General features: G+C 54.6%; 15 protein-coding genes. 4 read left to right on the top strand and 11 right to left on the bottom strand.

Annotated features, from left to right (window positions below):
• Window positions 1-167 precede the first annotated feature (167 nt).
• The 3 genes from rplM to Z948_RS0117030 all read left to right on the top strand — a co-directional run bounded on the left by rplM (window position 168) and on the right by Z948_RS0117030 (window position 2234).
• Complete coding sequence (gene rplM, locus Z948_RS0117040; RefSeq protein ID WP_025060755.1) at window positions 168-629, top strand: 50S ribosomal protein L13; 462 nt, start codon at window positions 168-170, stop codon at window positions 627-629.
• A gap of 2 nt (window positions 630-631) precedes the next feature.
• On the top strand, window positions 632-1120 hold the full coding sequence (gene rpsI, locus Z948_RS0117035; protein ID WP_025060754.1) for a 30S ribosomal protein S9: 489 nt from the start codon (window positions 632-634) through the stop codon (window positions 1118-1120).
• A gap of 121 nt (window positions 1121-1241) precedes the next feature.
• Window positions 1242-2234: an LLM class flavin-dependent oxidoreductase gene (locus Z948_RS0117030; RefSeq protein ID WP_025060753.1), complete on the top strand. Its 993-nt coding sequence runs from the start codon at window positions 1242-1244 to the stop codon at window positions 2232-2234.
• 61 nt (window positions 2235-2295) lie between these two features.
• On the opposite strand, the gene Z948_RS0117025 is transcribed toward Z948_RS0117030, so the two are convergent.
• The 10 genes from Z948_RS0117025 to guaA form a co-directional block, all read right to left on the bottom strand.
• Entirely contained in the window at window positions 2296-2982 is a 687-nt protein-coding gene (locus Z948_RS0117025) for a TorF family putative porin (RefSeq protein ID WP_156023527.1), read from the bottom strand.
• Between the two features lie 203 nt (window positions 2983-3185).
• Complete coding sequence (locus Z948_RS0117020; RefSeq protein ID WP_025060751.1) at window positions 3186-3803, bottom strand: TetR/AcrR family transcriptional regulator; 618 nt, start codon at window positions 3801-3803, stop codon at window positions 3186-3188.
• Entirely contained in the window at window positions 3796-4665 is an 870-nt protein-coding gene (gene ppk2 / locus Z948_RS0117015; protein WP_025060750.1) for a polyphosphate kinase 2, read from the bottom strand. Before ppk2 ends, Z948_RS0117020 begins: the two co-directional genes overlap by 8 nt.
• A gap of 47 nt (window positions 4666-4712) precedes the next feature.
• Window positions 4713-5672 (bottom strand): alpha/beta fold hydrolase, encoded by a 960-nt coding sequence (locus tag Z948_RS0117010; RefSeq protein ID WP_025060749.1) that lies wholly within the window; start codon window positions 5670-5672, stop codon window positions 4713-4715.
• A gap of 1 nt (window position 5673) precedes the next feature.
• Complete coding sequence (locus tag Z948_RS0117005) at window positions 5674-6591, bottom strand: homoserine O-succinyltransferase (protein ID WP_025060748.1); 918 nt, start codon at window positions 6589-6591, stop codon at window positions 5674-5676.
• A gap of 78 nt (window positions 6592-6669) precedes the next feature.
• Window positions 6670-7518, bottom strand: a complete 849-nt coding sequence (locus Z948_RS0117000) for a hypothetical protein (RefSeq protein WP_025060747.1) — start codon at window positions 7516-7518, stop codon at window positions 6670-6672.
• A 30-nt stretch (window positions 7519-7548) separates the two neighbouring features.
• Window positions 7549-8457 carry a DMT family transporter gene (locus Z948_RS0116995; RefSeq protein WP_025060746.1) on the bottom strand — a complete coding sequence of 303 codons (909 nt, stop codon included), beginning with the start codon at window positions 8455-8457 and terminating at the stop codon, window positions 7549-7551.
• Between the two features lie 49 nt (window positions 8458-8506).
• On the bottom strand, window positions 8507-9364 hold the full coding sequence (locus Z948_RS18290) for a DMT family transporter (RefSeq protein ID WP_037952320.1): 858 nt from the start codon (window positions 9362-9364) through the stop codon (window positions 8507-8509).
• Window positions 9364-9651, bottom strand: a complete 288-nt coding sequence (locus Z948_RS0116985; RefSeq protein ID WP_037952323.1) for a putative quinol monooxygenase — start codon at window positions 9649-9651, stop codon at window positions 9364-9366. The genes Z948_RS18290 and Z948_RS0116985 overlap by 1 nt, the downstream gene beginning before the upstream one ends.
• Window positions 9642-11204 (bottom strand): glutamine-hydrolyzing GMP synthase, encoded by a 1563-nt coding sequence (gene guaA / locus Z948_RS0116980; protein WP_025060744.1) that lies wholly within the window; start codon window positions 11202-11204, stop codon window positions 9642-9644. Before guaA ends, Z948_RS0116985 begins: the two co-directional genes overlap by 10 nt.
• Before the next feature lie 217 nt (window positions 11205-11421).
• Between guaA and Z948_RS0116975 the strand changes: the two genes are divergently transcribed.
• Window positions 11422-12960: a trimethylamine methyltransferase family protein gene (locus Z948_RS0116975; protein ID WP_025060743.1), complete on the top strand. Its 1539-nt coding sequence runs from the start codon at window positions 11422-11424 to the stop codon at window positions 12958-12960.
• Between the two features lie 21 nt (window positions 12961-12981).
• Here the strand turns inward: Z948_RS0116975 and Z948_RS0116970 are convergent, their stop codons facing one another.
• Window positions 12982-13284: a DUF6477 family protein gene (locus Z948_RS0116970; protein WP_025060742.1), complete on the bottom strand. Its 303-nt coding sequence runs from the start codon at window positions 13282-13284 to the stop codon at window positions 12982-12984.
• Window positions 13285-13567: the final 283 nt, after the last annotated feature.

Raw genomic sequence — 13567 nt, 5'->3', positions numbered from 1 at the left:
TCAAATCTCTGCTTGGAGTTGGGGTAAAATAATACCTTAATTGTAAAGCCTTGAATTTAAACGATATATTGCGATTTGCGGTTCTTGACCTGACCCGTGGCACGTTTATAACCCAGCCATCACATCGGGGCATTCGCCCCAGTTCACATCTAACGGGATTACCGTACATGAAAACCTTTTCAGCAACACCGGCTGACATTGATAAAAAATGGATCATCATTGATGCTGAAGGCATCGTGCTGGGCCGTTTGGCGTCAATCATTGCTATGCGTCTGCGTGGCAAGCACAAGCCTTCCTACACACCTCACATGGATTGCGGCGACAACGTCATCGTAATCAACGCCGAGAAAATCCAAATGACCGGCAAAAAGCGTGAAGAAATGTTCTACTGGCACACTGGTCACCCGGGCGGCATCAAAGAACGTTCCAAAGCGGACATTCTGGATGGCAAGCACCCAGAGCGTATCGTGACATTGGCCGTTAAGCGCATGTTGCCAGGCAACCGCCTGAGCCGCCAGATCATGACCAACCTGCGCGTATACGCAGGCGGTGAGCATCCTCATGAGGCCCAAGAGCCTACCGTTCTGGATGTTGCGTCCATGAACAAGAAAAACACACGGAGCGCATGAGCATGTCTGACGAAATCAACACACTCGAAGATCTCGCATCTGTTGCCGGCGTTGAAGCCACTCCAGAAGTTGAGCTGACACCACGTGAGCCCGTTCGTGACGAATTTGGCCGCTCCTACGCAACCGGTAAACGTAAAGACGCGGTAGCCCGCGTTTGGATCAAGCCTGGCTCCGGCAAGGTTATCGTGAACGGCAAAGCGCAGAACGACTATTTTGCACGCCCTGTTTTGCAGATGGTTCTGGCACAGCCTTTCAGCGTGACAGGCACAGAAGGTCAGTTCGACGTTTACGCAACCGTTAAAGGTGGCGGTCTTTCCGGTCAGGCCGGTGCGGTTAAGCACGGCGTTTCCAAAGCCCTGCAGCTGTATGATCCCTCCCACCGCGGCGCGCTGAAAGCGGCAGGCTTCCTGACGCGCGACAGCCGTGTTGTTGAGCGTAAGAAATACGGTAAAGCAAAAGCGCGTAAGAGCTTCCAGTTCTCCAAGCGTTAAGCTGTTTTATATCTATTTTGGGAAAGGCCGTACCAATGTGTGCGGCCTTTTTCGTATTATGCTGCCCTTAACGATTGGCGGTATATTAGAAGGTTAAGGTACGGTTTTGTAAGGGTTTCTCATGAAGTATTCGGTTCTGGATTTATGCCCCGTTGGAGAGGGATTTACTTCAGTGGAAGCGATGCAAAACACCGGAGAAATGGCAAAGCTTGCCGAAGACTTGGGATTTTATCGCTATTGGATGGCAGAACATCACAACATGCCTAGCATTGCCTCGGCTGCCACTGCTGTTTTGCTAGCCTATGTCGGTTGTCAAACCACAAAGATGCGGATCGGCGCGGGGGGAATTATGCTTCCCAACCATGCTCCTCTCAGCATTGCAGAGCAATTTGGCACGTTGCAAAACCTGTTCGGGGATCGGGTCGATCTGGGAATTGGCCGCGCGCCAGGGGGGGATCACGCCGTTTGGCAGGCCTTCCGACGGGATCAACACGACGATGATAACTTTCCTGCCGAGGTTCTTGAGCTGATGGGGTATCTTGATGATGCCAAGCCAGGGGCAGTGGTGCAGGCCCATCCTGGGCAGGGCACCCATGTGCCGTTGTGGATATTGGGATCATCGCTTTATGGTGCGCAGCTGGCAGCACAGCTGGGATTGCCCTATGCATTTGCGTCTCACTTTGCGCCAAATGTCGTCGAAGACGCGTCCCATATCTATCGGCAGAATTTCAAACCCTCAGCAGCTTTGGATAAACCCTACCTGATGCTGGGTGTGAATGTTGCGGCGGCGGATACGGACGAAGAGGCGGCCTATCACTACAGTTCGCTTCAACAGGCCATCGCGCGGCTGCGAAGTGGCACGCCAGCCAAGTTGCCAGCGCCGGTAAAAGACATCGACGCAGAGCTGGGCCTTCCGTTGCGGCGCAGCATTGATCAGTCTTTGCGGTTTAATGCCGTGGGAAGCCCCCAAACGGTTCATCGTCGGTTGGAAGAAATTATTCAAAAATATCAACCTGATGAGTTGATGCTAACGGGGCAGATTCACGATCATGATGCCCGCAAGAAAACATTTGAAATAGCGGCTGATGCGCTGGCCAAAATTGCAGGGGCCTAGGCGAGGGGCACCTGCACCAAATCTTTGGAGCAGGTGATTTCTGTGTCACATTGGGTGTGGCTTAGCCGCCAAATTCATAGCCAATGGTGAAGCCAAGCAATGGATCATCGTCGTTGGTGTCCTCATAGAGCACTTCGAGGGCGACTGAATCTGTTAAGGCATAAGAAACGCCGACTTCACCATAGACATTGTCATCGCGGTCGCTGTTACCAGCCAGACCAAACAGGGTCCAACGATCGTTCAGGGCCGTTTCCAATCCGAATTCCTGATCCGATTTGCCAGTGTCGGGATCCACAATGACGGCAAATGACCCTTCAATCGTTTCGCCCAGCGGAAAGCCGAGCGTCGCGGTGATTTCTTCCGACGTTTCATCAGAGTTATCAAGACCGATATACCCATAGGTCAGGTCCCACGTCATACCATTGGCGAACTCAGAGCCATAGCCAAAGGTGATCTCGTATTCGTAGTTATCGGCCGGATCGCCATCCAACGTGGTTAGGGTAATACCCGCATGGAAGCCGCCGCCAAACCCGATCTCATAAAATAGCTCCAATTCATCCTCGACGTGATCCAAACTGTCGGAAGGGTTGAGGCGCGTTGTTGCCAGAACGCCAGCGGAATAGGTGAATTTTGGTGCCCCAAAAGTGCTTGAAGTGAATTCATCCTTCAAAGGGTTGGTGTTTTCTGCATGGGCTGATTGCGCCAATGCAAATGTTGTGACGCATAGAATGCGAAAGGAGGGGATCATCTTAGGTCCTTGAATATCATGAAAATTTTGGGCAAGCATCTGAAATGCCTTAAACCTGATTAAAATTATCAGAAACATGAGGGGGAGTACAAGGCGTAAACACCGCCTGCGAAATCTATCGGCGGAATAGGGCCGTCAATCCGAAAATGCGATGGGTCTGGCAGATAGGCGCAGGGGGCTTGCGACCTTTGGATGATCCGCGATTATTCGTCTGGCGCAATCAGGCCCAAGCCGCGCAGATAAATGCCGATCCCAGTTTCCAGTAGGTCTTCTGGTGGGAAAGGCGAGGCGCGACCGGGGGAGTTACGCGCAAATAATTCGACCACCCCGTGGCTAAGCGCCCAAATATGCGCTGAAAACATAGAGGCGGGGGGGCGTTTGTCTTCGGGGATGTGTTGGCTAAGGTCGGTTGCGGCCTTTTCCAGCACCCCGTTGGCGCGGTTTGCGACGGTTGCCAGCGCGGCTGTACGGTTCACCTGTACGCCGCTTTCAAACATCGCGATGTAGTGGCCGGGGTATTTGCGGGCAAAGGCCAAATAGGCGCGGCCCGTGGCCTCAAACGCCTGAAGCGCCGAGGGCTGGCCGCTTTCATATGCAAATTGCATCAGATCGCCGAAAATCTCATACCCCTGTAGGGCCGCCTCGGCGATCAGGTCTTCGCGACCTTCAAAGTGTCGATAAACAGCGGCAGGCGTCACGCCAGCCTGCTTGGCAGCCTCGGAAAGGGTGAAACCAGTCGGGCCGCGCAGCTCGATCAATTGCAGGGCCGCATCGACCAATGCTTGGCGCAAGTTGCCGTGATGATAGCCGCGTTTAGACATCCCAGATATCAGGCCCGCCACAAATGCTGTCGTCGATTTCGCCAATGGCATCGACGTCTTTGCGTGTGTAATCAAAGTGATGCAGGATTGTGCGAATGGCGTTAAGGCGCGCGCGGCGTTTGTCGTCAGAGCGCACCACGGTCCATGGCGCAATATCGGTGTGGCTGCGCTCTAGCGTGTCTTTGATCGCGGCTGAATATGCGTCCCACAGGCTCAGGCCTTTTACGTCGATGCTGGATAGTTTCCATTGCTTTAGCGGATCTTGCTCGCGCTGCAACATGCGGCGCAGCTGCTCTTCGCGCCCGACGTTCAGCCAGAATTTGAACAGGTGGATGCCGTCTTCTGCCAGCATCTGCTCAAAGGGTTGCACTTGGGTAAAGAACTGGGCGTTCTGCTCGGGGGTGCAAAAGCCGAAAACAGGTTCAACCACACCGCGGTTGTACCATGAGCGGTCGAAAAAGTTGATGTGCCCTGCAGATGGTAGGTGTTTGATATAGCGCTGAAAATACCACTGGCTGCTTTCCTCTTCGGAGGGTTTGCTCAGGGCGATGACATTGGCGTTTCGCGGATTGAGGTTCATCCGAAAACGGCCAATTGTGCCACCCTTGCCAGCGGCGTCGCGGCCCTCAAAAACCATGGCGATACGGGTGCCCGTTTCGCGCACCCATGCTTGTAGCTTTACCAGCTCGATCTGCAACGCAGCCATTTCGCGTTCATAAGATTTGCGGCTTTTGCGGGCCTTGTGAGGGTAGCTTTTGGAGAGGATATCGCCTTTCTCGGCGCTCTCAACGGCCTTGCGCACGGCATCGGGGGCTTGGGTTTTGTAAAAAGTGCTAATTGCACCGTCAAAGGGCAGCTCCATCGGGGACCTCGTGTTTGTTTTCAAGACAATATGCGATGTTAATGCGATTAACGCAAACCCGCACGTTGCGTTGCGCGGTCGATTGCATCTTCGACAGCATCGGGGGCGCTATGGTGGGGCATATGGCCAATACCGCGCAGCGTGGTTAGCTGCGCATTTGTAATCTGCTCGGCCAAGGGTTTGGCATGCACAGTGAGCGGCACAATCGTGTCAGCGTCTCCGTGAAGGATTTCAACGGGTAGGTTAAGTGTTTCATATCGTTTTGACATTTTCACAATATGAGGCCGCAGGGAGTTCACCTGCTGGCAATTTGCGCGCAGGCTTTCACGGCGCAACACCAGATCGGCCCCAATCATTTCCGCATACCCCTGCGGTGCTTTCTGTGGGGCAAATATCGCTTCGACACTCGCGTTAACATATGATTTGGGCACAAAGGCCGAGATCGCAGGAACCAAAAGCGCACCGCCCAAAGCAGTGCCGCCAAGCGTATAGGGCCACCCCAAACTACCGGGCCATGGGTTTGAGACCGCGCCCAATAAAACAAGGGCACCGGTTTCTTCCGGTTGCCCAAGCGCCCAAGCCAAAGCAACAGCGCCGCCAAAGGAATGGCCAACAACAACGGGCTGTTCGATCCCGACAATTGCTGCTGCTTTTTGCAATAATGCGGCTTGTTCAGCGGGGGATTCAGCGCGGGCGTTCCACGCGCCCGATTTACCAGCAAGGCGCCCCGTCCATCCAAGCCCAGGACGATCAAACATGATGACGCGGTAGCGATCCGAGACCCGATCGACAAAATCCATGGTCCAATCGCGGACATTCCCGCTGGCGCCATGCAGCAGCACCAGATCAGGCCCCGTGCCCGCAATTAACACATGAACAGGCGTTCCATCCACATCAACAACCCGCCCTTGGGGCGGATAGGTGGCGTTTGCGGTTGTTTCCCTTGATCTGGCGCACCCATGCAGAGCCAAAACAAAAGCCAAAAGAAATACCGCAAACCAGACCATATCAGCTCCCTATGAGCTGGATGTCATAAGGGGTAGATTGATATATTTCCTGAATCCAATTGCCATAAAGCAAATGCGCATGGCTGCGCCAGCGGTTGACCGGCGGCAGTGAGGGGTCGTTATTGGTATAGTAATTCACGGGCACATTGATCGGCACGCCTGCGTCGACGTCGCGATCATATTCCTGTTTGAGCGAGTCACGGTCATATTCAAAGTGGTTAAAGATATAGACCGCACGGTGGGCTGGATCCTCGATCAAGGCAGGGCCGACCTCTTCGCTGCCCAGAAGGGTTTGAAGCCCCTCTACCGCGTCTACCTCATCCTGTCGGATTTCGGTCCAGCGCGAGACAGGGATGACGCAATCATCTGAAAACCCGTTCAGATAGGGCGAAGCAGGGGCAAGGTTTGTGTGGCGGAAACAGCCAAAGGCCTTTTGCTCTAGAATGTGTTTTTTGATGCCATGGAAATGGTTGATCATGGCCATGCCACCCCAACACACGGCCATGGTGGATTGCACATTTGTTTGCGTCCAATCCATCACCTTTTGCAATTCGTCGTAATAGCCGACCTTGTCGAAATCCAGATGCTCAACCGGCGCGCCGGTAATGATCAGCCCGTCAAATTTCTCATCCCAGAAATCGGATACAGGCTGGTAGAAACTGTCCATATGTTCTGCTGTTGTATTGCGTGTCTGGTGGTCAGACATGCGCATCAACGTCAGTTCGATCTGCAATGGTGTTGCGCCGATCAGGCGCGCAAACTGGTTCTCGGTCTGGATTTTCTTTGGCATCAGGTTCAGCAACGCGATGCGCAGGGGGCGGATATCCTGACGGGCCGCCTGATCTTCATCCATGACGCTGACACCTTCACGGACCAGAACATCATAGGCGGGCAGGGCAGAGGGGAGTTTAATAGGCATGGTTTATTCTTTTCTACAGACGAACATCACAGATAGGACGCAGGCGCGCGCCGCTCAAGTAGATGCACGTGGATGTGTTCACAGCTTTGAGGCAATCAGATCGTCAAAGTCCTGAGCATTTTTGACAGCGTGTATGTCATCAGCGGTAACAGTTATCCCATGCTTTGCCATAGCCGCGTAGCGCGGTTGGCGGTGTGCCAAAGCCTGCGCATAGGTCCATCTAATAAAGCTGTCGGGATCAACATCACCTTCTTCAAGGTTGTTTTCGCTTAGGTATTCGGCCCAGACACGGTCAAGGAATTCTGGCTGGTAGGCCATCGGTTTTGGCGCGCGGTCAAAACGGCGGACCAGCTCGGCCGAGTGCGCCTCGTCGCCTTTGATCCAGACCAGCAGGCATTGCTGGGCCAGTTTTTCCAGCAATGGGTCGTTGTCGTCTTCGGGGTTGATCCATTCGCAGATCGAGCCCCCCGTATCGCAGATGAAATTCGGGTAGCCGTAAAGGGATTGCGCTCGCTCCATAAAGCTGTGCGTTTCCATCAGGGCTGTGATCTCGGCATCGCGGAACTGGCTCTGACGGCGTTTGTATTCGGCCATAGGCAGGCCACCACGGGATGGATCACCGGGTTTTCCCAGATAGGCGGCAACCGCGCTTAGGTCATGGTTATGGACGTTCGGCTCTAGATAGATCGTATCGGCGCGCAGCATCTCGGCCAGAAACGGATCGCGCATGGCATGGGCGATCAGGTTGTCCTTGATATGGCGGTACATGCCCGATGTGCCGATCCGGTAGTCGATTGAATAATGAAACCAGCCACCTTGTTGCACCAACAGGTCGGAAACATGCGTTTTTCCCAAACCCGACATGCCAAAAAACAGAACGGATTTGCGCGGCGCGTTGCGCCAGCTTTTGGCATCGGGGTAAAGCATGGAAAGACTCCGCTGGTTGGTGGAACTTCCCTATCCTGTGCGCCGCATTCGGTCAATCAGGCGTCCGTCAATCACGATTAACCCGAGGGCCAGTAGGGCAAAGCCTTTGTAGGCGTTTGAGGGTAGGGTTTCGCCCAAGATCACTGAACCTAAGATGATCGCGATTGGCGTTATCATCAAGGTGACCAGCATCAGGTTGCCGCTGCCTGAAAGGTCCAGAATGCGGTAATACAGCAGATAGGCCAGCGCGGTCGCCCCCAGCGCAAAATAGGCAATGGCCCATAGTGTACGAGGCTGTAGATCAAGGCTGATCGGACCGTCATAAATCCATGCAACGGGTACCAGCACCAGCGTCGAGGCCGTCAGCATGCCTGCTGCCGCAAGCTGTGGCGCAAGTCCTGACAGCATCTTGCGCGCCCAAACGCCTGCAAAGGCATAAGATATAGTTCCCGCAATCACCGCTAGCTGAGCGATTGATGTGATGTCGAAATTGCGCAGGCTTTCCAAGCCAATAGCCGTCACAACACCTGCAAAACCAATCGCAACGCCCACTGCTTTGCGGCGCGACAGGTGTTCATCACTCAGCAGTAAGGCAGCCACCAAGACCCCAAAAATCGCCGTCGTCGCGTTAAAGATCGACGTAAGGCCAGAGGGGATATACAGCTGCCCCCACGCCATAAGCGTAAAGGGGATCACATTGTTCAGCAGGCCCATCCCCAAGAACCCGATCCAGACCTTGCCTCCGCGAGGCAAAGGGAGGCGGCGGATCAGCACATAGGCCCATAAAACCACGCTGGCCCAGCTTACGCGGTGTGCCATCGCCGTAAGCGGCGGGATTTCGTCCAGCGCAATACGGATTGAAATAAACGACGCCCCCCAAAGAAGGGCGAGAAGGGCCATCAGGCCCCAGCTTTGCGAAGAGATTGTGCGTTCTGTCATTCGAAACTTGTATGGGCAGGGTGCCAAAGGTGCGACCCGAAACCTGCGCTTAGCGGCGGGTCTCGTTCCAGATGTTCAGATAGTTGGCCGCGAAAATGATAACCCCGCCGACAAGCACCCAGATGTCTAAAGGTTCATCGAAAACAATCATCGCAATGATGGCGATAACTGGCAGGCGAACAAAGTCGATAGGCACTACAACCGTCACAGGCGCAATGGCCAGCGCATTGGTGAGGCAGAAATGGGCCAACAATCCTGCACAACCAATCAACACCAGAAAAGGGGCGCTAGACAAGGTCGGCAGGGCGATGTCGCCGTCAAAGCCTGCGGTAAGCAACCCAAACACAAGCTGTGTTCCCGTGAGGAATACAAGGATCGAGGTGATCGAATTATCCTGCGTGAGGCGTTTGGTCAGCATCGCGGTAAGCGCAAAGAAGATAGCGGCAATCGCGGCGGCAATCACTCCGATATCGATCGCCTGAAAATCGGGCCGCGCCACAACTAGGATACCCACAAACCCCAAGGCCGCAGTGGCGGCGCGAACGGCGGTCATCCGTTCGCCCAAAATCAAAGGCGCAAGGATTATGACCCAAAGCGGGGATGTGAACTCTAGCGCGAATACCTGCGCCAGCGGGATCAGCGCGACGGCAAAAAACCACAGGTTCTGGCCGATAAAGTGGCACAGGTTCCTAACGATATGGCGCCCCATCTGGTCCGTGCGAACCTCGTGCCAGCGCCCCAAAGCCGAGGCAACCACGATCATGATCACAGCGCCAACAACGCTGCGGTACATCATAATTTCAAACGTGTCATAGTCAGCGGCTAGGTCGCGCCCCGCAACAGCCATGAATGAAAAGGACGCAATGGCGCCCGTCATCCATAGCGCTGCTTTTAGAATGACATTCATTAAAGGCCGGTGATCTTGTAATCGCGCGCAATGCCTGCTGTTTCTTTTGCCCATTGGGATGTGCTTGCGCGTTGTTGGTGGGCTTCAAAGGCGGCGGCGTCGACAAACCGCTCGGCAACGCTCCAGATCATGGGATCGTCGGTTGGGGTTACCTCGAAAGAGATACATCCAGCTTCGGCGCGGGTAAGCGTGATGTGGTCGGGCAAGGCCGCGCGAACGCGCGCAGCCTCGGCCTCGGTGGTGCAGATAAGCTTACCGTTTAAGCTGACTTCGCCCGTTATTCCCATTCGATCGTTCCTGGAGGTTTGGAGGTGATGTCATAGGTGACGCGGTTGATGCCGGGGACCTCGTTGATGATCCGCGTTGCGGTTTCACCCAAGAATTCATGGCTGAAGGGATAATAATCCGCTGTCATCCCGTCCACAGATGTGACCGCGCGCAATGCGCAAGCAAAATCATAGGTGCGTCCATCGCCCATCACGCCAACCGTACGCACAGGCAGGATCGCCACGAAGGCTTGCCAGATTTCATCATACAGCCCGTGTTTGCGGATCTGGTCGATGTAAACCGCATCCGCTTCGCGCAGGATATCCAGCTTTTCGCGGGTGATCTCACCCGGGCAACGGATCGCAAGACCCGGACCAGGGAAGGGGTGGCGGCCGATAAAGCTGGCGGGAAGGCCAAGCTCGCGGCCAAGGGCGCGCACCTCGTCTTTGAACAGCTCTCGCAGCGGTTCAACCAGCGACAGGCCCATCTTTTCAGGTAGGCCGCCCACGTTATGGTGGCTTTTGATCGTGACGGACGGGCCGCCAGAGAAAGAGACGCTTTCGATCACATCAGGGTAAAGCGTACCTTGAGCGAGGAATTTGGCATCTTCGATTTCATTGGCGTATTTCTGGAACACGTCGATGAACAGACGGCCAATGATTTTGCGCTTGGTCTCGGGGTCGGATTGACCTTCGAGTTCGCCCAAGAACAAATCCGCCTCGTCAGCGTGGATCACTTTGAGGTTCATGTTGTCGCGGAACATGGTGACGACTTCTTGGGCTTCGTCTTTGCGCAGCAGACCGTGATCTACAAAGACACAGGTGAGCTGGTCGCCAATCGCCTCATGCAGCAACGCGGCAGCAACCGAGGAATCAACCCCGCCAGACAGGCCACAGATGACATGGCTATCGCCAACCTGCGCGCGGATTTTGGCAATCGCTTCTTCGCGGTAGGCGCCCATTGTCCAATCGCCCGTAAAGCCAGCAAGCTTTACAAAGTTCTCATAGAACTTCAGCCCGTTCGGGGTGTGGTGGACTTCGGGGTGGAATTGCACGGCGTAGAACTGGCGGCTTTCGTCTGCGGTGATCGCAAAGGGCGCGTTGGGCGAGGTGCCGAATACCTCAAAACCCGGTGCGATGGCGCTGACGTGGTCGCCGTGGCTCATCCAGACTTGTTCGCGCTCTTCTGCAAACCAACCATCCAGCAGTTTGGTGGATGAATCCGCAGGCGTCACATAGGCGCGGCCAAATTCTTTTGTGCCGTGACCGGTTTCAACCTTGCCGCCCAGCATTTCCATCATCACTTGCTGGCCGTAGCAAATACCAAGGATCGGCACATCCAGCTCAAAAACAGTGGCCGGAGGGCGCGGGGAATCGGCATCGATTACCGAAGCAGGCCCCCCAGAGAGGATCACGGCTTTTGGATCGAACTCTGCAAGGAACGCGTCATCTACAGCATTGAAAGGGTGGATTTCGCAGTAGACATTCAGTTCACGCAGGCGGCGGGCAATCAGTTGGGTGACTTGGCTGCCGAAGTCGATGATGAGAAGGCGGTCATGGGTATGTTGTGTCATGTGCCCTGATTAGGGCTGTGACGGCAAAGTGGCAAGGTAGTTTAAGTATAAGGAGGGCGCACAGGGCGCTGGCAAAGCCAAAGTGAACGGTTGCCGAGCCGTTTTTTGTACTTTAGCGACCCTGATGTCGCTTTTTGCTCTGCATCGCCGCAAAATGTAGGGGGAGGGGCAGGGATAGAGGCTATTTCAGCAACAACATTTGCTAAGGGGAAATAACATGGCACAACCAGCACGACGCGCACGCGGTGGTGGCGGGGCAGCACGACGCGCAGCCCGTTCGGCAGTTTCATTCGAAACCGCAAAGTATATCGAGCGCAACATCCCCAATTTCGAGGTTCTGACCGAAGAGGCGCTGTGCATCATCGAAGCCAATGCCGAGACGATATTGGAAGAAGTCGGTGTCAGCTTTCCCGATAACCCCCGCGCGCTAGAGCGTTGGCGCGAGGCAGGTGCCGATGTTCAGGGTGAGCGGGTGCGAATCCCGAAAGGTTTGGCGCGCCAGTTGATTAAAACCGCGCCTGCCTCGTTTACCCAACATGCCCGTAATCCCGAGCGCAATGTGGTTGTTGGCGGCAACAACCTTGTTCTGGCGCCCGTATATGGCCCGCCGTTTGTGCGCGATGCGGCTGGTGGCCGCCGCTATGCGACCATGGCTGATTTTCAGAAGTTTGTGAAACTGGGCTATATGTCCAAATGGCTGCACCACTCAGGCGGTACAGTGTGCGAGCCAACGGATGTGGCGGTGAATAAGCGCCATCTCGACATGCTTTATGCGCATATGACCCTCAGCGATAAACCGTTCATGGGATCGGTGACCGAGCCAAGCCGCGCGCAAGATTCGGTAGACATGTGCAATATCCTGTTTGGTGAGAAATTCGTTCAGGAAAACACTGTGATGACCTCGCTCATCAACATCAATTCTCCGATGACGTTTGATGATGTGATGATGGGCGCGCTGGAAGTTTATGCCCAGAATAATCAGGCCTGCATCATCTCGCCGTTTATTGTTGGCGGCGCGATGGCACCTGTATCCGTTGCAGGGACATTGACCCAAGTTTTGGCCGAAGCTTTGGCGGGTATTGCCTATAGCCAGCTGATCCGCCCAGGCGCGCCAGTCATCATGGGGGCCTTTGTGACTTCTATTGATATGAATTCGGGCGCGCCGACCTTTGGCACGCCGGAGGCGGCCCATATTACATATGGCGCGGGTCAATTGGCGCGGCGTCTTGGCTTGCCATACCGTTCGGCAGGGTCGTTCTGTGGATCAAAACTGCCTGATGCACAGGCGGCCTATGAAACCTCGAATAGCCTGAATATGGGCTTGCTGTCTGGTGTGAACTTTATGTTGCACGCCTGTGGCTGGCTTGAAGGCGGGTTGGTCTCTTCTTTTGAGAAATTCGTCATGGATGCCGATCAGCTGGGAACGTTGCACCACCTTGCCCGCGGTGTTGAGATGGATGAAAACGCCCAAGCGATGGATGCGATCCGCGAAGTTGGACCTGGTGGCCATTATCTAGGGTGTGACCATACGCAGGCGAACTTTAAGGATGCGTTCTGGAAATCCGATCTGCTGGATTATAAGCCCTTTGAAACATGGGAAGACGAGGGCGCGCGCGATACGCAAACCCTAGCCAGCCTTCGGGTTGAGAAGTTGCTGAACGATTATCAGCAACCCGCAATGGCCCCAGAGATCAAAGAGGGGCTGGATGCATTCGTTGCCGAACGCAAAGCCGCCGAACCAGATACATTTATGTAAGATCGCACCAACGAGGTAAGATCACACCAGCTGTGGGCCCGTATGCGTGGCCCGCAGCATCTTTGCCTCGCCAACAATGGCGATCAGGACGTCAACATGGCGCACGAGGCTATATGCCGCATCCAACCCTGTCCTCTGGTCTTCTAGCTCGGCTTCGATCCCGATAAGTTTCATCAGTGCATCGCCGTGGCGTGGCAGAACGCCGTACCCAAGTAACCTTGGCAGGTGGCCCGTGCGGCGATAATCCTCAGCACCAATTCGCGCTGCACGCATCAACAGGCGTGGGCGGTGAAGGCTGGCGAGGATTCTGTGGATGTCTTGCATTTTTTTACACTCCGTTAACTTTAATCGTTGAAAAGGTCCGATAATTCCCTCGTCAATAAACACCACTTTAGCGGGTGTTGCGCAAAGTCACTGAGTAGCGTTCGGGCGTTTTAAAATTGTTTATCATTTATAAACAATGCTGTTTCTGCGGGTAGATTTTAACCAAAGGGTAACCATATCATCCCTAGGTTGCGTTTACCTGTTGTTAATCGAACTGAGGAGGGACACTCAGAAATGGGACAGACAGCGCAGAAAATTGAACAAACACAACATTTGATGGGAA

This window comes from Sulfitobacter donghicola DSW-25 = KCTC 12864 = JCM 14565 (assembly GCF_000622405.1).
Lineage (GTDB): Bacteria > Pseudomonadota > Alphaproteobacteria > Rhodobacterales > Rhodobacteraceae > Sulfitobacter > Sulfitobacter donghicola.
This window is presented reverse-complemented; position numbering and strand designations above follow the sequence as displayed.